The sequence below is a fragment of the Sediminibacillus albus genome (assembly GCF_900101125.1).
Lineage (GTDB): Bacteria > Bacillota > Bacilli > Bacillales > Amphibacillaceae > Sediminibacillus > Sediminibacillus albus.
Genome location: NZ_FNFL01000002.1, coordinates 225,954 through 247,405, shown reverse-complemented (window position 1 = coordinate 247,405; position 21,452 = coordinate 225,954). Strand labels below are relative to the sequence as shown.

At 41.6% G+C, this 21,452-nt stretch carries 16 protein-coding genes and 1 pseudogene; 2 read left to right on the top strand and 15 right to left on the bottom strand.

From position 1 onward, the window contains the following. Positions 1-68: 68 nt before the first annotated feature. The 13 genes from BLR93_RS07285 to BLR93_RS07225 all read right to left on the bottom strand — a co-directional run bounded on the left by BLR93_RS07285 (position 69) and on the right by BLR93_RS07225 (position 15,624). Positions 69-1,055 (bottom strand): AraC family transcriptional regulator, encoded by a 987-nt coding sequence (locus BLR93_RS07285; RefSeq protein ID WP_093212784.1) that lies wholly within the window; start codon positions 1,053-1,055, stop codon positions 69-71. A gap of 111 nt (positions 1,056-1,166) precedes the next feature. Then, on the bottom strand, positions 1,167-2,840 hold the full coding sequence (locus tag BLR93_RS07280) for a ribulokinase (RefSeq protein WP_093212782.1): 1,674 nt from the start codon (positions 2,838-2,840) through the stop codon (positions 1,167-1,169). 15 nt (positions 2,841-2,855) lie between these two features. After that, a complete protein-coding gene (gene araD, locus BLR93_RS07275) occupies positions 2,856-3,548 on the bottom strand; it encodes an L-ribulose-5-phosphate 4-epimerase (RefSeq protein ID WP_093212780.1) in 693 nt (230 codons plus the stop codon). A 56-nt stretch (positions 3,549-3,604) separates the two neighbouring features. Beyond that, positions 3,605-4,552, bottom strand: coding sequence for a sugar phosphate isomerase/epimerase family protein (locus BLR93_RS07270; protein WP_217629278.1), 948 nt, complete (start codon positions 4,550-4,552; stop codon positions 3,605-3,607). Between the two features lie 110 nt (positions 4,553-4,662). Next, complete coding sequence (locus BLR93_RS07265; protein WP_093212778.1) at positions 4,663-5,730, bottom strand: autoinducer 2 ABC transporter substrate-binding protein; 1,068 nt, start codon at positions 5,728-5,730, stop codon at positions 4,663-4,665. 108 nt (positions 5,731-5,838) lie between these two features. Next, positions 5,839-6,801, bottom strand: coding sequence for an ABC transporter permease (locus tag BLR93_RS07260; RefSeq protein ID WP_093212776.1), 963 nt, complete (start codon positions 6,799-6,801; stop codon positions 5,839-5,841). An 11-nt stretch (positions 6,802-6,812) separates the two neighbouring features. Further along, the gene (locus BLR93_RS07255; RefSeq protein ID WP_093212774.1) at positions 6,813-7,796 is read right to left on the bottom strand and encodes an ABC transporter permease; all 984 of its coding nucleotides are present in this window, start codon (positions 7,794-7,796) and stop codon (positions 6,813-6,815) included. A 4-nt stretch (positions 7,797-7,800) separates the two neighbouring features. After that, positions 7,801-9,357, bottom strand: coding sequence for a sugar ABC transporter ATP-binding protein (locus BLR93_RS07250; protein WP_093212772.1), 1,557 nt, complete (start codon positions 9,355-9,357; stop codon positions 7,801-7,803). Positions 9,358-9,372: 15 nt separating this feature from the next. Next, positions 9,373-10,323 (bottom strand): ribokinase, encoded by a 951-nt coding sequence (gene rbsK, locus BLR93_RS07245; RefSeq protein WP_093212770.1) that lies wholly within the window; start codon positions 10,321-10,323, stop codon positions 9,373-9,375. A gap of 26 nt (positions 10,324-10,349) precedes the next feature. Continuing rightward, a complete protein-coding gene (gene rpe / locus BLR93_RS07240) occupies positions 10,350-11,039 on the bottom strand; it encodes a ribulose-phosphate 3-epimerase (RefSeq protein WP_093212768.1) in 690 nt (229 codons plus the stop codon). A gap of 308 nt (positions 11,040-11,347) precedes the next feature. Further along, positions 11,348-12,154, bottom strand: a complete 807-nt coding sequence (locus BLR93_RS07235; protein WP_093212766.1) for a DeoR/GlpR family DNA-binding transcription regulator — start codon at positions 12,152-12,154, stop codon at positions 11,348-11,350. Positions 12,155-12,311: 157 nt separating this feature from the next. Next, the gene (locus BLR93_RS07230; RefSeq protein ID WP_175559287.1) at positions 12,312-13,871 is read right to left on the bottom strand and encodes a response regulator transcription factor; all 1,560 of its coding nucleotides are present in this window, start codon (positions 13,869-13,871) and stop codon (positions 12,312-12,314) included. Further along, positions 13,846-15,624, bottom strand: a complete 1,779-nt coding sequence (locus BLR93_RS07225) for a sensor histidine kinase (protein ID WP_245690086.1) — start codon at positions 15,622-15,624, stop codon at positions 13,846-13,848. Before BLR93_RS07225 ends, BLR93_RS07230 begins: the two co-directional genes overlap by 26 nt. A gap of 403 nt (positions 15,625-16,027) precedes the next feature. On the opposite strand from BLR93_RS07225, the pseudogene BLR93_RS18360 reads away from it, so the two are divergent. Further along, positions 16,028-18,483 (top strand): annotated as a pseudogene (locus BLR93_RS18360) (rhamnogalacturonan lyase). Positions 18,484-18,571: 88 nt separating this feature from the next. Here BLR93_RS18360 and BLR93_RS07215 read toward each other — a convergent pair. Then, positions 18,572-19,645 carry a Gfo/Idh/MocA family protein gene (locus tag BLR93_RS07215; protein ID WP_093212762.1) on the bottom strand — a complete coding sequence of 358 codons (1,074 nt, stop codon included), beginning with the start codon at positions 19,643-19,645 and terminating at the stop codon, positions 18,572-18,574. Between the two features lie 152 nt (positions 19,646-19,797). Here BLR93_RS07215 and BLR93_RS07210 point away from each other — a divergent pair, with 152 nt between their 5' ends. Then, complete coding sequence (locus BLR93_RS07210) at positions 19,798-20,991, top strand: Gfo/Idh/MocA family protein (RefSeq protein WP_093212760.1); 1,194 nt, start codon at positions 19,798-19,800, stop codon at positions 20,989-20,991. 88 nt (positions 20,992-21,079) lie between these two features. On the opposite strand, the gene BLR93_RS07205 is transcribed toward BLR93_RS07210, so the two are convergent. Continuing rightward, complete coding sequence (locus BLR93_RS07205; RefSeq protein WP_093212758.1) at positions 21,080-21,451, bottom strand: sensory rhodopsin transducer; 372 nt, start codon at positions 21,449-21,451, stop codon at positions 21,080-21,082. Position 21,452 lies beyond the last annotated feature (1 nt).

The window sequence follows — 21,452 nt, the reverse complement described above, 5'->3', positions numbered from 1 at the left end:
AGATAGTTAAAAATTTTTATCCTTCTCACTGCAAAAAAAGAACAGCCGATGCATAATGATGGCTGTTCTCAGGGAATTAATGATTGCTTCGTAAGGTTCTCCCTATATTTCTTCGGTGTCACCCCATATTTATTTTTGAAAATACGGTAAAAGTAACTGATATTATCATAACCGACTTGTTCCACTATTGCGGCAATCGGTATCGAGGTACTCCCCAATAATCCTTTTGCTTCCCGCAGCCTCTTATCCTGTAACAGATCCTTGAATGTTCGCCCGGTTATTTTTTTTATGTTTTTACTTAACCGATAGTGCGGCTGATTTAATGTTTCCGCTAAATCATATAAGCTGGCATCCTTGAAATGGTCTTCGATATATCTCAAAGCTTCCATGATCGATTGATGTTCTATCAAACTTTCATTTTGTTTGGCAATTTTATCTGAGTGTTTCATTAATTCAATAACCAACAAGCCCATATATAACTTGACCGTCGATTCCGATAGCAAGGAAGGGGTCATTATTTCCTGAATGATTTTGTGGACTAATTCCTGAATGGAATTTACTTCAGCGACGGCAAAATACAAGAATTGACCGTTCTGCGTATGGTTGAACAAGCTGCTAACTAAAAAATCGCCAATATTATTGTCTAAATTGTCCGCTGTTAAATAAGAAAAAATATAATCAAAAAACTGGGGCTGGATAATAAAATTGATCACAATATCTTCCCGCCGGCAGGCTTTTATCTCATGGTCAATATATTGATTTAAAAGCAGTAATTCTCCCTGCTTTAAAGTGATATCCTCGTTTCCTGCCTTTTGTTCTAGCTTTCCGTTATATACGTAATTAATTTCTATGTAATCGTGTTTATGCCTGGGGAAATCGATAAACCTTGTATGCTTTCTGATCATAATCATTTTTTCTTTACTGAGAAACTTATCGCTTTCGATGATAAATTCAGCCTGGTCTGTGTACAATTCTTTCTCCACTTGATTGTTTCTTTGCAAGATCGCCTTCTCTTCATCGGTTTCCTTTAACAATTGTTCCATCAGAGCTTCCATATTATCCCCTCCTATATAAGGAGTTTTTTTCCAACCTTGTACTAATATTACTATCAATAAAAGAGGAATAAAACGTTCTTTTTGAAACGGCTATTCCTCTTATTGGTAAATTTATTTTTGGACATTCTTTCTTAAACTTTTCAGCTCTTTCATTACGTTGTTTTGCCCCCTGCCAAAATAGTCATGCAGCTTTTCATATTCCTTATAAAGTTTTTCGTAAATCTTTACATTTTCCGGATTAGGGGTGATTTTGTCTTCCTTTACTCTAGCCATTTTCCTGGTAGCTTCTACAATGTTGTCAAAACCGCCATTCTCTTTTCCGGCTGCTACAGCACCAAACATCGCTGCCCCTACCGCTGGGGTATGCTTAGAATCGGCCAACGTAATGGTTCGGTTTGCCACATCTGCGTAAATTTGCATCAATAACTTATTCTTTTGCGGTAAACCTCCGCATGCGTACAACTCCTCAACAGCGACACCATTATTGTGGAATGCCTCGATAATTTTTCTTGTTCCAAACGCTGTCGCTTCCAAAAGGGCCCGGTAAATCTCTTCCGGTTTTGTTTGCAGCGTTGCGCCTATCAACAATCCGCTTAATTCCGTATCTACTAATACAGACCTGTTGCCATTCCACCAATCAAGGGCAAGCAATCCTGTCTCACCTGGTTTGTATTTACCAGCTTCTTGTTCCAACCATTGATGAACGTCCATTCCTTCTTTTTCTGCAGTTTTCTCAACATAAGCAGGAACGCCTTCTTTTACATACCAGGCAAAGATATCTCCGACCGCTGACTGGCCTGCCTCATACCCGTAATAACCTGGAATGATTCCATCTTCCACAACTCCGCACATACCTTCGATGTCTTTTTCTTCGGTACCTAAGAGCATGTGGCAGATGGATGTGCCCATTGCCATAACCATTTTCCCCGGTGATACTACTCCCATGCCTGGCACAGATGCGTGGGCGTCCACATTGCCAACAGCTATGGAAGTGCCTGCTGTTAAGCCAGTAAGAGCAGCCATTTCTTCCGACAATACACCAGCTTTGGAGCCAAGCGGTTTGACCTCTCCTTTCAACTTGGTTTCTGTCAGATTCTCTAAACGAGGATCAAGCGCACGAAAAAATTCTTTGTCCGGATAACCTTCCTGTTTATGCCAGATCGCTTTATAGCCAGCTGTGCAGCTGTTACGAACAAATGTTTTAGTCATTTTTGAGACTACCCAATCTGCGGCTTCTACAAATCTATCTGTCTTTTCATAGATTTCCGGTGCTTCATTAAGTATTTGCCATGCTTTTGCAATCATCCATTCAGAGGATATTTTCCCTCCATACCTTGATAAAAATGCTTCATTTCTTTGTAATGCTATTTCGTTTAGTTGATTGGCTTCCTTTTGGGCGGCATGATGTTTCCATAATTTCACCCAGCTGTGTGGATTGTTTTCCAATTCTGGATGAAAGGAGAGGGGCTCTCCATCTTCATCTATGGGAAGCATCGTGCAAGCTGTAAAATCTATTCCCAATCCAATAATATCCTGGGGGGAAACTCCAGAGGTTTCGATGACCGCCGGAACAGACCTTTTTAAAACCTCCATATAATCATTGGGATGCTGAAGCGCCCATTCATAGCCAAGCTTTATTCCTGAATCAGGCAGCTTGTTATCAATCACACCATGGGGATATGGAGTTACATGTTCTTCTAACTCGCTCCCGTCAGATAAAGCAACAAGTACCGCGCGTCCCGATTCCGTTCCATAATCTACTCCAATTGCATACTTCTCTGTCATCACAATCAGCCTCCTTTACCTCTTCTGGCCATAATAAGCATGGACTCCATGTTTCCTTAAAAAATGTTTATTCAGCAGTGTTTCATCCATTGATTCCAATACACTATTTAACTGAAGGGAATGGAAAGCCATTTTGGAAACCTCTTCAAGGACGACGGCATTGTGCACAGCCTCTTGTGGGTCTTTCCCCCAATTGAACGGGGCATGGCTGTTAACGAGAACGCTCGGTATTTGCCGGTAGTCAATATCCTCAAACGTTTCTATAATTAGCTTTCCAGTTTCCCGCTCATAGTTACCGTTTATTTCTGCCGCTGTCATTGCTCTCGTACAAGGGATGGAACCATAAAAATAATCAGCATGCGTGGTTCCTAACGGGGGGATGGGTTTTCCGGCTTGTGCCCAAATAGTCGCCCAGGAAGAGTGGGTGTGGACAATCCCTCCCACTTCAGGAAAATGCTTGTATAATTCAATATGGGTAGGCATATCTGACGAGGGTTTTAAATCTCCTTCCACCACATTTCCATCCAAATCAAGTACCACGAGCTTTTCACTGGTCAATTCTTTGTAGGACACACCACTTGGTTTGATCACAACCAATCCACTGTCTCTATCAATCCCGCTTGCATTTCCCCAAGTAAAAGTTACCAGCTTAAAGTCTTCTAAGGCTGTATTTGCCTGCAGCACCTTTTCTTTTAATTTTTCCAGCAAACGAAACAACACCCTTCAACTATATTCATGAAAGATTATTGGCTAGAGCATCTCTGTTATCTGCTCAATAATTCCTGCTCTCGTTCTCTAAAATATGTTGCAGACTGGTTTACTAAAAAGTCCAACTTTTTCTTATCCGGCTTTGCATTCATCGCCGGATAAGGGTCTCCTCCGGGGCCGAGCGGCTCAGGAGTAACATACTTGCCTGCCTGGTTAAACCCGATTAAATATAAAGACATAATAATAGTATCAATATCGATGAAACCTTTTCCCAGTGCACCACGATTGCTATCAGCCAGGTGCAGGTTTACCAATTGGTCCCCTGCTTCTAAAATTGCTTCCCCTATGTGGGCCTCTTCCGATTGCATGTGGTATATATCACCATTTATATGCCTGATCCCTTTATGATTAACTGCCTCAATGTACGTTTTGGCCTCTCTGACGGTATGTACAAAACTTACTTCAGCTGCCCGGACTGGTTCAATGGCTGCTTTTATTCCTTTTTCGAGAAACAATTCGCCTAAACTGGCTAACGTTTCAACACTTCTTTCAAACTCGGTATCATCATAAGCATTTGGGCGCCCGACTGCTCCAGGGACAACTAACAAGTAATCGCCATTGACTGCTCTGGCAAAGTCTATTTCTCTCTTTATATAATCAATAGCTGCTTGTCTTTTTCCTGGAATGTTGCTAGAAAGATCGTTTTCAGCCGAAAACATGCCGCAAACACCTGAAACTTCTATTTCATACTTGTGGAGGATTTCAAGAGTCTTATCTGTTTGGTATCCTAAATCATCACCGTAATGATTTCCATGTAATTCAATATAGTTAATACCCGCATGTTTCAGCCTTTTTATTGACTCTTCAAGGGACTCCAAGCCAAACCCCCAGTTACTCCACGATAAATTAAGTCTGTTTTCCAGTCTTTCAGGGTGCTCATCTTTCATTTTTTGAAAGGCTTTTTTTATTCTTTCGTTTTTCAGCTCGTAGTTTTGTTTTTTCAAAATAATGCCTCCTTTACTACATTCGGTTAGATTCGATGTCCAGAAAGGAAAGAAAAAAGAGCACGGCCAAACTAACCCAGTGGCCGGCCCTTTTCCCATTAGAAGCATAATTAAAAATCAAAGTCAGCCGCGTTTTCTTTTGTGAAGTCTGCAGGAGGTCCCATGATTACCGTTTTTCCATCTTCTTTCACTGTGATTTCTCCAACACCTTCAATTTCCTGTCCATCTTCTGGCATTTCGCCTTCTGCCAACATTTTTCCTAAAGCAACGGTTAGATAACCCAATTTACCTGGATCCCAAAGCACTGCTGTATCAAGTGATCCATCCTCAAGGAATGGAGCAGAGTCTGTAGGAAGTGCAGATCCAACTACAGATACTTCATCTTGCAAGCCTTCTTCCTGAACTGCTTGTGCTGCACCAAGAGGAGCTGGTGTAGAAACAGCCAATACCCCTTTTAGATCAGGATAGGATTTCAGCAAGTCCAATGTTTTTTGATAAGCAACTTGCTGCTTTTCCTCTGTAGGAATTTTTTCTGAAACAATTTCTATCCCAGGATAATTTTCATCAAATTCTTTCTGAGCTGCTTCAATCCATAGATTTAAGTTGGCAGCAGAAAGTCCACCCGTCAAAATTGCGATCTCGCCTTCTTCTGTTCCCATCGCTTCTACTAGTTTTTTAGCCATGTGACGGCCAAACTCTTCATCATCTACTTGTTTTACAGAAAGGTCCACCAATTCTTTATCAGCTGGTGTATCCCAGTCCATCACATGGATACCTTGTTCTTTTGCTTTCTTAAGTACCGGTTCTACAGATGCAGGATCATTGGGTGCTACTGCTATGACATCGACATTCTTAGAGATAAGATCTTCGATAACTTTTACTTGTGCAGATGCGTCAGCTTGCGTCGGGCCAGTATAGTTAACATTAACTTCCAAATCCTCACCAGCTTCGATAGCGCCTGATTCAGATGCGTTGAAGTAAGGGATACCTACTAGCTTCGGCACAACAGCTATATCCAAGCCATCTTCTCCGCCAGCTTGCACAGATTCACCTTCTGATTCTCCTCCCGCTTCAGCATCTCCTCCACTATCTGAGCTGCCGCTGTTTTCAGCAACGCAGCCTGCCAGGATACCAACCAGCAACAGAGCAGCAAATAAAATCATTGTCAACTTCTTCATTATTCATTTCCCCCTTAGATAATAATAAATTTATATTACCTAGAACCATCTAGGATAATAACACACCCGGTAATCGCTTACATTTTGTTCACATAAACCGCTGCCGGTTTATGCTGCTTTTCCTGCGTTCTTTGTTTCAGCGATTTTCTTAAACTTGTCTGAAAAGAAATTCATAGCCAGTACTAAGATCAAAATCGCACCAATCACGACATCAACCAGCGACGAATGGAAACCTAATAGATTTAACCCATTTCGTATAAATTGAAAGATCATCACAGCATAGACTGTACCAATGACTTTTCCGTATCCTCCGTGGATATTCGTTCCGCCTAATACGGCAGCAGCAACAGATTGCAGTAAATAGGAGGAACCTAAATCTACTTTGACGGAATTGTACCTGGAAGTCATGATGATAGCGGAAATCGCAGCCAACAAGGAAGCGTATAAATAAACCTTCATGAGTACCCTGCTGTTTTTCACTCCGGAGAACAGTGTTGCAGTTTCATTGCTCCCATACATATAGACGCTTCTTCCCCAGCTTGTTTTGCTAAGTAAAATGGCGGTTATAATTGCAAATACGGCAAATATGACGATGGACAATGGAACAAGACCTAAATAATATCCATTGCCTATCAAGCTATAACCCTCGCTAAACCCGGAGATAGAGCTTCCTTTGGTTATTGCCAAAATAATACCTTCAAACAAGACCATGGTACCTAAAGTAACCAATATCGGAGAAACTCCTATTTTGGATACCACAAACCCGTTAAATGCTCCACATGCGAGAGCAAAAAGGATTGCTACAATGATAGCTGGCAATATCCCATATCCATTAGTCAGCATTAATGCGGCCCCTACGCCCGAGAGTGCAGCAATATATGTTATCGAGAGATCGATGCCGCCTGTTACGATTACTACCATCATTGCCAGGGCAATCAGCCCGAATTCTGGCAATTGGAACATCATGCTATTAATGTTGTTTGAAGACAGGAATCCAGGTGCTATCACTGCCAGTAATAAAAATGTCGCAAGAGCTATCAATCCCAAAACGCTTTCTTTTGAAAGTTTCATCCTTGGACCTCCTATGCCTCGACTTCTATTTTTGCTAGTTTATCTTGAGATCTCTTGTAGCTTAAGTGATCATAAGAAACAGCTATCACAATAATTGCACCCGTCACAACGTTTTGCCAGTAGGTGTCAATCCGGGCTAAAATCATGCCGTTTTGCATAATTGCCAGTAACAGCACTCCTAACAGAGTTCCATGGATGGATCCTCTGCCGCCATGAATATTCGCTCCGCCTAATACAACCGCTGCTATTACTGTCAATTCCAATCCCAGCATGCCGTTAGGATCAACTGCTTTTGTATAAGCTGTTTGGGCAATCGCTGCAATTCCTGCCAGGAAACCCATATAAGCAAAAACGAACAATTTTACTTTTTTGTAGTCGATCCCTACCCTAACAGAAGATTGCGTATTTCCTCCTATAGCTAAAACGGACCGGCCAATCAAAGTGTGTTTCAAGATAAACCACGTTCCAATTGCTACCACTGCCAGTAGGTAAATTAATATTGGCAGGCCTAATAACTCGTAGTTGGCAAATGCCATAAAAGACTGAGGGAAGTTTGTACTATTAACATAGTTACCGTTGGTAATGTACAGGACCAGACCTGCAATGATATTTAATGTTCCAAGTGTGACAACGATTGCCGGTATTTCGATGATAGATACGAGTAATCCATTGATAAGGCCCATGACCAGTCCGATTACTGGCGCTATCAGGAACAAAAGCAAAACAGAGATCCAGCTGTCCGGCAGAAATGTGAACAAATAGCCTATCGAAACTGCAACTGCTGTGGTCAAGGCTGCTACAGATACATCGATATCACTCGTAATAATGATTAATGTCATCCCGATTGCCAATATCCCAATCACTACATTCCCTTCAATGATATCCAGGAAATTTCCTATCGTTAAAAACACTGGGCTTACAAAGGATAAAACGGCTCCTATTAATAGGATTATCGCCAAGATACTTATTTCCTTCTGTTTTAGCAATGCTTTCATCGTTCTATACCCCCTGGCTTATCCGGCTTGTATCGTCTAATGCCTCTGACGGATTTTTCTTGCTTCCCGAATTCAAAGCATAATTCATGATCTTTTCCTGGGTTGCTTCTTGAATCCCCAATTCACCTGAGATCCTTCCATGTCGCATCACCAGCACCCTGTCGCTAACGGCCAGAATTTCCGGAAGCTCAGAGGAAATCATGATTACGCCAATTCCATCGTTGGCAAGCCTTCTAAGTAATTTATGGATTTCTGTTTTTGCTCCAATGTCGATTCCGTTTGTCGGCTCATCAATGATGAGAATCTTCGGTTGGGCGGAAAGCCACTTTCCAATAACAACCTTTTGCTGGTTACCGCCGGAAAGCTTGGAAGCTGGCAAGTTCGGTAAGGCGGGACGGACATCCAATGACTTAATGTATTGCTCAGCCAGTTGGACTTCCGATTTCCTGTCGAGCAACTTCAGCTTATTTCTCATTCGATTGAGGATGGGAAGCGAAATATTGTTAATAATCGATTGTTCTAACACCAATCCCTGTGTTTGCCGGGCTTCAGGTATATAAGCTACACCTTTCTTAACCGCATCGGCAGATGAGCGTATCCGGATTTCTTTTCCATAAATCTTCAGAGAACCGCTATCCGGTTTGTTTACTCCGAATATCGCTTGCGCCAATTCCGTTCGTCCGGAACCTACCAGCCCTGTGATCCCTAAAACTTCGCCTTTTTTCAGTGAGAAGGAAATGTCTTTAAAGTTGCCTTGTTTATAAAAGTCCTTTACCTGAAAGATTACTTCTCCTGTTTCTACTTGCTTCTCATTTTTCTCATAAGAAACTTCTCTCCCCACCATTAGATTGATCAGCTTAGCCTCGTCAATCTCTTCTGCTTGATAGGAACCTACATATTTTCCATCTCTTAAAACGGTAAATCGATCGGAAACCCTGAACAGTTCCTTCAGCTTATGGCTGATAAAGATAATTGAAATTCCTCTGCTGCTAAGTTTATCGACAACCTTGTATAACTTTTCTACTTCACTGGATGATAAAGCGGAAGTTGGTTCATCCATGACAATCAGCTTCGCTTCAAATGCCAGCGCTCTGGCAATCTCCACAAGCTGCTGCTGGGCAATACTTAATCGTTCAACGGTAGTATTCGGATCAATATCTACTTCCAACTCTTCAAGTGCTTTATCGGCAGTTTTTTTAATCGATTTCCAGTTTATTTTTTTCCAAGGTTTTTTATTGCTGTCCTGTCCAATATAAATATTTTCTGCTACCGATAGATTTGGAAAAAGGCTTAAATCCTGATAAATAATAGAAACGCCTTTTAATGTAGCGTCAATCGGCTTGTTAATCTTTGCTTCTTCCCCTTCGAAATAAAATTTTGCTCCTGGGTCAGGCTTATGAATACCAGCTAATATTTTGATTAAAGTCGATTTCCCAGCACCATTTTCCCCTATTAATGCATGGACTTCACCTTTTTTCACTTCCAGCTGCACGTTATCGAGAGCTTTTACTCCTGGAAACGTCTTACTGACATCCTTCATTTGTAAAATATATTCACTCAATGTTACTACCTCCTTTTAGAACGTTTTCTCTTCTAGCCCGTAATAGGTCAGGCCTCGCTCCTTACAAAAAGCCTCAACTTCTTCAAGGGTAGGGATTCCTGTTTGAGCACCTAGCTTAGTAACCTTCAGGGCCCCCACAATCGAAGCGAATTTAGCAGCAGTAATAAGATCGTATCCGTCAGAAATCGCACAAGCCAGAGCACCAGCAAACGAATCGCCTGCACCCACTGTATCCAGGGGAGTTACTGGAATAGAAGGAAGGTACTCCCATTCTCCGCTTTGGTAGACAATGCAACCTTTATCAGCCATTTTTATAATTGAATTTTTTACACCCATTTTGTCAAAGGCCCTTCCAGCTTCGATGGCAGTTTCCTTATCAATAACATCGATTCCTATCATATGCTTTGTTTCTTGCCTATTTGGCGTAATTACATCAGCATAATCCAAGGCTTTTACAGTTATTCCTTCAGCAGGTGCAGGATCCAGAACCACATACATCCCTTTTTTCTTAGCGAGTTCCATTGCTCTGATTACTGTTTCCTGCGGGACTTCCATTTGCACTAACAATACTTCACTTTGGTTAATCTCCGAGAATGCGCTTTCAATATCTTCAGGAAGTAAATCTTCATTCGCACTTTTCAGCACCAGCATGGTATTTTCTGCTGTCTGGTCAATCGTTATAATTGCTGTTCCAGTTGCAAGGAATTGTGACCGCTTTATAAAATCGGTATTTACTCTTGCCTTATTTAAGGTATCTACTAACTTGTCGCCGTGAAAATCATTGCCTACTGCACCTATCATGTTCACTTGTTTTCCTAATTTAGCAACGGCAGTAGCCTGATTTGCCCCTTTTCCACCCGAAAAATATTCTATCTTTTTTCCGAAGATCGTTTCCCCTCTTGATGGATACTGGTCTGTTAGGGCTACTATATCTATGTTGATGCTTCCGACAACAGTAATGCTCATCTGATATCATCTCTTTCTATGTTAGATTAGGAATTTGCCAGATTCTTTTCCTCCAGACCTTGCAAAAAATGTCGCAGGTTTGATGTTGCATGCTCCAGGGACTCCTCTTTTCTAAACAAACAGGATGTACCGCACACTAGCATCTCTGCTCCTCTTTCTAATACTTGGGGGATAACTTCATAACTTATATTTCCATCTACTTGAATATCGATATTTCTGCCGCTATCTTCGATGAGGTTTTTCAATAGTGTAATTTTTTTCAATGTCATCGGGATGAATTTTTGCCCGGCGAATCCAGGATTCACTGTCATTAGCACGATGTAATCAACGGTATCCCACACATATTCCAAGCAGTTCAACGGGGTAGCTGGATTTAAGGCCACTCCCGCCCTCAGGCCCCGATTTTTTATTTTTTGGAGCGTACGCTGTAAATGAGTAGCAGCTTCCGCGTGCACAGAAATCATATCGCAGCCAGCATCGGCAAATAAATCTATGTATCTTTCAGGTTCTTCTATCATTAAGTGGGCATCGAATAATTTGTTAGTGTGCGCCCGTAAGCTTTTAATCATATCCGGACCCATGGTGAAATTAGGAACAAATTTTCCATCCATGATATCAAAGTGAAAAAAATCTACATTTGCTTCATCAAGTCTTTTAACTGTATTTTGGAGTGTGCCCATATCCGCACACATCAACGAAGGCCCAATAGCCGTCATTGTTTTCCCTCCTAAGTCGCCACCGAAATGGTTTTTATTGAATTTTTAAATAATTGAAATCGCATTCATTTTTGTTTAAAAATTTTTTTAACCAGTTTTCGTTAGATAAGTAAACTGTTTTTGATTAAGATTGCATTTATTATAACAAGGGCGTTTTTGTTTTTCAACAGTTTTTTGTGGCTTTGTTTATTTTTGTGTTTGTTTTACAACAATTTTATTTGTAATTTGTTGGAATTACCACCTTTTTGCCATGACAGATAAATCTTCTAATCTTCTTGATTTAAAGCAAAAAAAAATGCGGAGAAAGCCTACTCGCTTTTCTCCGCTACTATTCCATTGATACCTAAATTATTTAGCTCCCTTATCGTATTGATCGATACTTTGTTATCCGTGATTAAATAGTCAGCCTGCGACACGTCACATAAACGAAACAATGACTTTTCGCCGAATTTACTATGGTCTGCCAACAAAAACAACTTCTCCGAGATGGAAATCAACTGTTTCTTTACAAGGGCCTGGTCTTCGTGAATTTCACTAACGCCTCTTTTAAAGTCCACTCCTAAGCATGAAAAAAAGAATTTGTCTACATGATAATCCTGAATGACTCTCTCAGCAAAGTTCCCTACCAGAGACATCGAACTTTCCGCAAGGTAGCCGCCAATTAGAATTACTCTTATATCACTTTCTTGGGCTAATTCCAGTGAAACACCGATCGAATTAGTAATAACTGTTAAGTTTTTTCCTTTAATATACTGAGTCATAATTAAAGTAGTTGTACTGGCATCCATGGCAATTATATCCCCGTCTTTCACATAAGAAGCCGCTGTCATTGCGATCATTTCTTTTTCTTTCATATTTTTGGCCTTTCGCTTCGGAATCGGTATTTCTGATTTTTGATCTTCTTTTCTTACCGCTCCACCATGAATTCGGTTTATCAATCCTTGCGCTTCTAATTTTTCAAAGTCTCGCCTGATCGTTTCTTCACTAACACTAAATTGTTTACTTAAGTCAGCCACTCTTACTGAGCCGCTTTTATCCACCATTTCGGTAATTTTTTGTTGTCTTTCATTAAAAAAAGCCATTTTGTCTTTCATTTCATCTGTATATTCCAACATTTTTATCCAACCTTTTTCTGTTTTTTTATCGTTATTCCCAACTAAATTATACCTTTAACAGACATAAAATCAACACAAATACGTCTGATTATGTGGTTTTTAATGTGCGTTTTCCCCTCCGGCCCTTCTCATAAGTACCTAAGTGAACTGCTTGGGACTAATTGGACCTGATCAAATCCGTCGGTGTACAGCCAGTTCTTTTCTTGAAAATTTGGCTGAAATATTGAGGATTATTGCCAAAACCAAGCCTTTCCGCCAGCTCAAATACCTTCACATCGCCTTCCTGCTCGATAATCTCGATAGCTTTGTCTATTCGTCTATTCATTACATACGCAGAAAATTTTTTTCCTACCTCTTTTTTAAAGGTTTTTCCTAAATAATCTGTATTCATATACAACGCTTTCTTCGCCATCCACTGTAGCGACAAATCTGGGTTCTCCAAATTATCATGAATGACATCGATCATCCTGGCAACGACGGCAGAATATCTTAGTTGCTGTGTGGCAGCCTCTAAAGAATTCCCTTTAACGAGGGCTTTCTCAAGAATAGCATGAAAGGAGGAAAGTGTCTCCAATCCTTCCAGTTTGCTTATTTCCCTCGTATGTTCCTCGCCGATTGATGGAGAAGTTACTTTTATTATCGATATATATAATTGAATCAAATAAGATTTAGCAATGGTCGGCTTTAGCTTCATTGCTTTTATTTTTTCGATTGTTTTAGATAACTCCTGCCGTGCTTCTCCTTGGCGACCTGCTTTTAATTGAAAAATTATGCGCTCCATATCATTTTCATATAATTCACTGTCGTTCCCGGCGTCCATAGCAGATTTGCTTTCGAAAATAATGCTTCCCTTGCCTTTGTAAAAGCGTTCTTCCAGGCTTTTTGCCACACGTTGGTAGTAGCTATGTATCTTCATCGCCTCAACACTGCCGCTGATAACAACAGTGAGCATTGATTGATAGCGGTCACCAAAACTATCCTGAACTTTTTTAATAAAAGATAGCAGCTCCTCCTGTCCATCAAAATCTTCACTTAACAATAAAAGCAAATCCTCCCCTAAAATTGTCCAAGCCATAACTGCCTTCTGCCCAAAGTGATTAACCGCCATTTTTTTTGCTAATGGCAGAATGGATAAATCACTGTTTTCAAGATGAAAGAGAATTAACCTGGCAGAAATTTGGTCAGCCGGGAGCCCAATCTGTTTTTCATAAAAGTCATTGCGCTGGTCTTCTTGAAGCGTGCTATTGGTTAACACTTCCTTGAACAGCATTTCCTTTGTTCCTTCTACTGTTATATTTGCCCTGTTTTCAATATTTTTCAAATAAATGCTTTCTTTCTGCTGATCGTTTAGTTCGTTAACTAGCTCGTTTAACGCTTCAGAAATAGCCGCTTCATCGCATGGTTTTAACAAATAATGCTTAACGCCAAAACGCATCGCTTTTTGAGCGTACTCAAACTCATTATATCCGGACAAAAGAATCCATTTAATCGCAGGGTAATCGTGACTGCTTTTTTCAATTAGCTCCATGCCGTCTAGCCCCGGCATAGTTATATCACTGACAACGATGTCTGGTCGGTTTCTCCGGATAAAATCAAGTCCTTCGATTCCATTCCTCGCAGTTCCTGCTAAGATGGTACCCTGTTTTTCCCAGTCTACAATGGAAGATATTCCTTCTAAAATCATACGCTCATCATCTACCAGCAGCACTTTGTACATGCTCATTTCCCCCTCTGCTAGGAATAGTGACTTCTACAGTCGTCCCTTTGTTCTTTTCACTTGCTACGTGAACGCCATAAACATCACCGAATAAAATTTTTAACCGCTCATCTATATTTTTTAAACCAATCCCTGTTCCTTTTGACTGATACTTACCGCTGGCAAGCCTTTCAAGGTATGGTTTATCCATCCCGGGGCCATCATCTTTTACAGAGATAATAATTTTATCTTTTTCTGTTCTGGCTTCCAAAACAATCGTACACGTACCTACCATTTGCTGAAGACCGTAGCGGATAGCATTTTCTACTAAGGGCTGCAGGCTGAACCTGGGCACCTGGCAATTAAGAAGGTTAGCTGGGATCTTCTCCCGAAATGCCAGCCGTTCTTCGAATCTGCAGGACTGAATGGTAATATAATGCCTAATGATTTTCAGCTCTTCCTCAAGACTGATAAGTGAATGGTTCGTATCCAATGAGGAACGGAGAATGAATCCCAATGATACAGCCATCCGGGAGGTTTCTTTGTTGCTGCCCATTTTTGCAGCCCAGTTAATCGACTCCAGTGTATTGTATAAAAAGTGAGGATTGATTTGTGCCTGTAATGTTTTATATTCGGAATCTTTGATCACCAATTGTTTTTTATAGTTTTCTTCGATAAGGAAATTGATTTGCTTCATCATTTTGTTGAAGTTATCGTGCATATTCCCTGCTTCATCCCTGGATAGCTGCACATCATTTTGTTCGTAGTAATGACTAATTTCTCCTGTCTGTACGCGTTTCATCTTTCTGTTGAGACTTTCAATCGGTCCGGTAATACCGCCAATGAATTGCATCCCTAAAAACACAAGCAAAAGAAATAATAACACGTAAGTTATCAACACTGCCTTTCTTACAGAAGAGACTGCCTGAAATAAATTACCATATGGGGAAATGATCATATATGTCCAGTTGCTATAGCTTGCAGGGGTATATGTAGCGAAATAACTATCTCCTTCGTACTCCAGCAGGCTGTATCCGTCTCGTCCGCCAATATGACCAACCATATACTGGTCTGCTTTTGAAGCATCCTGGGGATAGATAATCTCATTATTGGCATTAAAAACAAGTAGTTTTGCCTCTTTTCCAGCTAATTTACTTGAAAATGAGGATATTATTGCATCCATATTAAACCTGACAGCAATCATCCCCAGCCGCTCAAAGGTAAGATTCAAATAAGACCTAACCTCTCGGGCGGCGATGAAGGAGTCGTCTGTTTCACTCGGGAAAAACCACTCAATTCCGCCTTGTTTCAAATTTGTTCTGTCCTTAATCTCCTGCAGCCGCTCTTCTTCTATGGTGACAATCCTGTTGCCGGCTGCATAGTCTCGGTCCTCCACATCATACATCTGTAAGGAATCGACATATTTATTCAAAGCGCCTATTTCCAATAACCTTCTTCTCAGTTCCGTGCCAATGAAAAAAGACTGGTACTCGCTTTCGCTATTTTTCATATTAAATAAATAGGACTGAATATATTGATCTGTCGCTACTTGATAAGAGAGCCTTTCCATCTTCTCCAGTTCATTCTCAATGGATGTTGAAGAGACTTTTAACGATTGGGCAGATTGCCTGTGAATCTCATCATTATAGACGTGAAAAGCGTATTGCAAAATAAATAGGCCGCCAATGCTGAATAGTAATAGAATAAGAGAAATCAATAAAAACATTTTATATTTGATCCGCAAATTTAAATAAATCGCTTTGACTTTTTTCACATAAGACCCCTCCCAGGGTAACTTCTCACTTCCTTGGATTCGTTTTAGCAGATGCAGCAGTAAATAAACCTTACCATATACCCTATTAAATAGTAGTCTTTTAGTACCTTTTTATTCCAATAAGATTGACAGCTATATAATATCACTATACTATGGAAGCGATTACATAACAACGTTGTCTTTCCTTCAAATTCTTTTCTCTTCCATACATCTCCCCCTTTTAGCAATTCTTACGTATCACTAGAATTAGCACAGCCCATATCCATATGTGAGTAAGCAGTAGGTTAAATCCACACTGCTTTTTCAATAAAAAAGTTAGAGGAGGGTGATTCTATTGAAAATAACCATAGCTGCTAAAAAAGCATCTTATTTATTTTTAGCAATTTTTTTGGTTTTTTCAAGTTTGACAACCACGACTTTCGCCGAGAGCAGTCTTCAGTCACAAACCAGAGATAGTATTCAACTCGAATATTTGGACAGGGGGTTAGTTGTAGTCCCCGCCGAGGAGGGCATTTTTCTTAGCTGGAGACTATTGGCTACTGAAGTAACAGGCTATTCCGGGAAAGGTCTGACTGGGATGGATTTCAACGTTTACCGTGATGGTGAAAAAATCGCTACAGTGACAGAAAGCACCAATTACTTAGATCGATCCGGAGCCAAGGGGGCCAAATACCAGGTAAGGGCGGTCAAAAATGGACAGGAAGTAGAGCAAAGTGCTTCGGTAGGCTCCTGGGATTATTCTTTTCTTGATTTGCCGCTTCAAAAGCCTAAAGATGGCGTAACACCAGCTGGAGAAGCTTACTCTTATACCGCGAATGATATGAGTGTCGGCGACGTTGATGGCGACGGACAGTACGAGTATATTGTCCAATGGGAGCCGACAAATTCTAAAGACGTCTCACAAGTTGGCTATACTGGCAATACGTATATCGATACCTACAAGCTGGACGGCACTTTACTGTACCGGATTGATTTAGGCATTAATATTCGGGCCGGGGCCCATTATACACAATTTCAAGTTTATGACTTCGACGGCAATGGGAAAGCCGAATTGATGTTTAAAACGGCACCAGGAACGAAAGTGATCAAGTATGACGAAGCAGGCAATATGGTTTCTGAAGAATACATTACCTTGCCGCAGGAAGATATCGAAGCAGGCTACAGCAATCAAGATGACTACCGGATGAGCAGTGAGGATTACTATAATCACTTAGTAGAAATGTTCATGGGTTGGCATCAGCATGAAGAAGTAGTTAATGGCGACTGGCCATCAACTTTGGAAGAGTGCTTTGATATCGATCCGCAATTCGATTATCCATTGGCTAGAGAAGATGCCGAAAGTCTGGTTGATTACTCGCCCCTAGCAGAAGCTCTCGTAATCAATTAAGGAATTTCGAAGGTTTCATTTTAGAAGGCCCAGAATATTTGACGGTTTTTAACGGAAAAACGGGCGAAGAAATGGATACGGTCGATTACGATCCTGCCCGTTATGATGACGGATTAATGTGGGGCGATTATGCAATGGCACGAATTGAGCCCGGTAACAGGGTTGACCGGTTTCTGTCCGGCGTCGCTTATCTTGATGGCAAAAAACCTTACGCGGTCTTTGCACGCGGTTATTATACACGGGCTGTGATCGCGACATACAGCTGGGATGGAAAAAATATCCGCCAGCAATGGAAAGCAGATAGCGGCTGGACTCCGATGGACAATCCCTTCGATGCCGGCCCTCATGGTACACCAGGAGAGAATCAGGAGTATGCCTCCCTGACAACCCAGGGAGCCCATTCCTTGGCTGCCGCGGATGTGGATGGTGATGGAAAACACGAAATCGTTTACGGTTCTTCAACGCTTGACCACGATGGTTCTCTGCTCTACAGTTCCTCTGATGTCATGCCGCCTGAGAGTGCAGCTCCAGGGGACATAGCAGGTTTGGGACATGGAGATGCTCTGCATGTTACCGATATAGACCCAAACAGACCTGGGAAGGAAATATTTATGGTCCATGAAGGTGGCCCATGGGCACCGTATGGATATGCTCTTCGTGATGCTGCTACTGGAGAAGTCATTTTCGGAGAATATACTGGCAGAGATACTGGACGGGGCATGGTTGGTGATGTCGATCCTGAGTCTGAAGGATTAGAAACATGGGCAGCCGGACTGTACACTGCAGATGGAGAGCGAATAAGCGACGCGCAGCCAGGCACCAATATGAATATTAAATGGGCAGCAAATATGACGACACAAATCATCGATGGCTCTGGCAACGATACTCCAGAGATTCATGATTGGCAGCAAGGGCGTATCCTTACTGCGGAAGGAACCAGAACGAACAATGGAACGAAAGGAAATCCAAGTCTTGTTGCAGATATATTCGGGGACTGGAGAGAGGAGCTTCTGCTCCGCACTGCCGACAGTTCTTCAATTAGAATTTACATGAGTACAGAGGTTACTGACCACAAGCTTTATACCTTAATGCACGATGCTCAATACCGGACAGGTATCGCCTGGCAGAATACTGCCTACAATCAGCCAGCTTATACCAGCTTCTATCTAGGATCCGATATCGACTGGTCTACTGTTCCACAGCCTGATATTTCTATGCCAGGCCAGCTGTCTGTTTTACAGAATAAAACCGAAGCGTTTGTAACAAATGGCGAACTGACAAATCCATTAGCCAAACAGCTGGCAAATACATTGAACAAGGCAATCAACCACGCCGAAAAAGGCTCTGAGAAAAATACAGTGAAATTTTTGGAGAAATTCCAAACCCAATTAACGAAAGAGAATATGCAGGAATACATTTCCTCGCAGGCCAAGCGGGAGTTATTGTATCAAGTAGATTTACTGCTTCATTAAAAGGGAAATCATAAAGCCTCCGACCGCAATTTAACGTCAAAAAGCTGTCCGCCGCCACTTCTGGTTGGCTGGCAGACAGCTTTTTTGTTTACTTGGAAACAACTAGCGCTTGCTCCTGTGCTTTTAAGCAAAGTTCTGCTGCCTTGAAGACATGCTTTTGGGTCATCGCCTGTTCAGTTCTGTTAATACAATCGGAAATAAGCGCTCCAAAAAATGGATAGCCGATTTTCCCTGCCAACTCGAAGTGCTGCTCTCCCTCATGGTTGACCAAATAGAGGTGGTCCCCCGTTTCTTCTCTGGCAATATCAACATATTTGCGAATTTCGATTGTGCCCTCTGTCCCGACAATGAATGTGCGTCCATCTCCCCAAGTACTCAATCCATCTGGCGTGAACCAATCAACCCGGAAAAACTGGGTCGCCCCATTATCTCCAACAAGGGTCGCATCTCCATAATCATCCAGTTCCGGATAATCCGGGTGATTGTAATTGGCTATTTTGCTTTGTAAAACTTCTGCATCCTCACAGCCTGCGTAAAATAAAAACTGTTCGATTTGGTGGCTGCCGATGTCACATAATATTCCGCCATATTGCTCTTTATTGAAAAACCAATCAGGACGGCTCTGTGCATTTAAACGATGAGGCCCGAAGCCTGTTACCTGGATGACTCGGCCAATAGCCCCTTCCTTAATAAGATCGCCTGCAAAAACAGCACTTTCTACATGAAGCCTTTCACTGAAATAAACCATATATCTTTGGCCGGTACGTGCAGCCACATGCTTTGTTTCCTCTAATTGAGCCATGGTGGTGAACGGCGTTTTGTCAGTAAAATAGTCTTTACCAGCTTTCATTACCTTCATTCCCAGGGCACTCCGCTCTGATGGGATTGCAGCCGCAGCTACTAATTGGATTGTTTCGTCACCCAATACTTGTTCGAGTGAATTCGCCTTCTGAACTTGCGGAAATTGGTTTGCAAATTGCTCGACTTTGGTTGAATCGGGATCATATACCCATTTTAGCTCTGCGCCAGCTTCAATTAAACCGGCAACCATCCCGTAAATATGGCCATGATCAAGCCCGATAGCTGCAAACAAGAATCCTCCAGGACCAACTACAGGCAGATGATTTCCCTTCGGCATATGCTTCCTTCCATCCTTGCTCATGAAACATCCGCTCCTTTGTTCGTATTTTGACAATAACTTGAATACTTTTGAATATTCTAATAACATTAAACACATGTATTAAAAACGGCAATTTAATTCCTTCTTACTAGCAACTGTTTTCCAAAAATAAATTAGGCAGAGGTGCATGGACTATGGAAGAAAAAGTTTCGATTGTATTGATTGGCATCAACGGATATGGAAGCATTTATCTACAAGAATTGCTAAACAATAATGAAACCGCAGCCATAAAAGGTGTGGTCGAAATCCATCCAGAAAAGTCGGAATATTATCAGCAGTTGGCAGATTGGAATATCCCTGTTTATGGTGGACTAGACGAGTTTTACGAAGAGAACGATGCTGCCTTGGCGATCATCTCCACACCTATCCATTTACATAAACAACAAGCCATCTCTGCCATGCAGCATGGCAGCCATGTATTATGCGAAAAGCCTGCTAGCGGCAATCCTGAAGATATTGAGAAAATGATCAAAGTGCGGAATGAAACTGGCAAATTTCTTGCTATCGGCTTTAACTGGTCCTTTACAACAAGTGTTCAGGAGCTGAAGCAAGATATCATCCACGGTTTATTTGGGAAACCGAAACGGTTTAAAACTCTCGTCTCATGGCCTCGCGATCAAGACTATTATGCTAGGTCGAGCTGGGCCGGCAAAAAATACAGCCCGAACGGAGATATGATTTTCGACAGTGTTGCCAACAATGCCACTGCCCACTTTTTACATCATCTCTTTTATTTATTAGGGCCCGAGACAGACAAAAGTGCCGAGCTGCGTGAAGTAACTGCTGAATTATATCGTGCAAATGATATAGAAACATTTGACACGTGTGCCGTTCGTACAGTTACCAAAACAGGAACAGAAGTGTTGTACTACGCTTCCCATGCAGGAAAACAGAAAATCCAGCCAAGGTTCACATTAGAGTTCGACAATGCGGTAATATCGTACCAATCAGGCAGCAGTACAGGCGAAGCAGTCATCGCCCGTTTTAACGATGGGAAGACAAAAAAGTATGGTGCCTTGCAGCACGATTCGCTGGCTAAACTTGAAATCTGCATAGAAGCAGCAGCCCATCATAGGCAGGATATTTTGTGCGGAATCGAAGCCGCCTCCACCCATGTTTACTGTATAAACGCCATGCACCAGTCTGTTACTGATATCCCTTCTTTTCCGCAGGAGCTTGTTCACTATCAAGATGACCCAAAATTGTGCTGGGTGGAAAATCTAAGCGAAACCTTAGTTGACTGTTATGAAAAAAGCGTATTGCCTAATGAGGTAAACATCGGGTGGAGCCAACCGGGAAAAACCATTAAACTCCACGATAAGGACTAGGCCGAGGTGGAAGCGTTAATCATTAAGCACTCAAGTGAAAAAGACAAGCTTTGTTTTAAGTCTGTTCTTTCGCTTGAGTGCTTTTCATTCATCCATGGACCGGATAAGCCATGGTAGAAAGAAGCGCTAATGCTTCCTGGGTGGAATCAAGGCGGCTGTATTGAACAATCACTGGCAGGTCACTTGTAACTTCCAACGCGTAAGGTACTCCTGCCGGGATATTTTTACCGCTGCTTTCCAAACTGCTCGTTCGGATATGATTCGTCCGTTTAGCATCAACCTTTACGTTAATATTCTCGATTGGCTCCCGATCTTCAAAGTAAGCTGTTAATTTCAAATTGGCATTACTATCGTTACAGTTCAATATACATATGGATTCATGGCTTGTTAACTGCCCGGAGCTTTCCGGTGGAATATACCCATCTGGAATAAACCATTGTACATGCCCCTTTCCACTCATT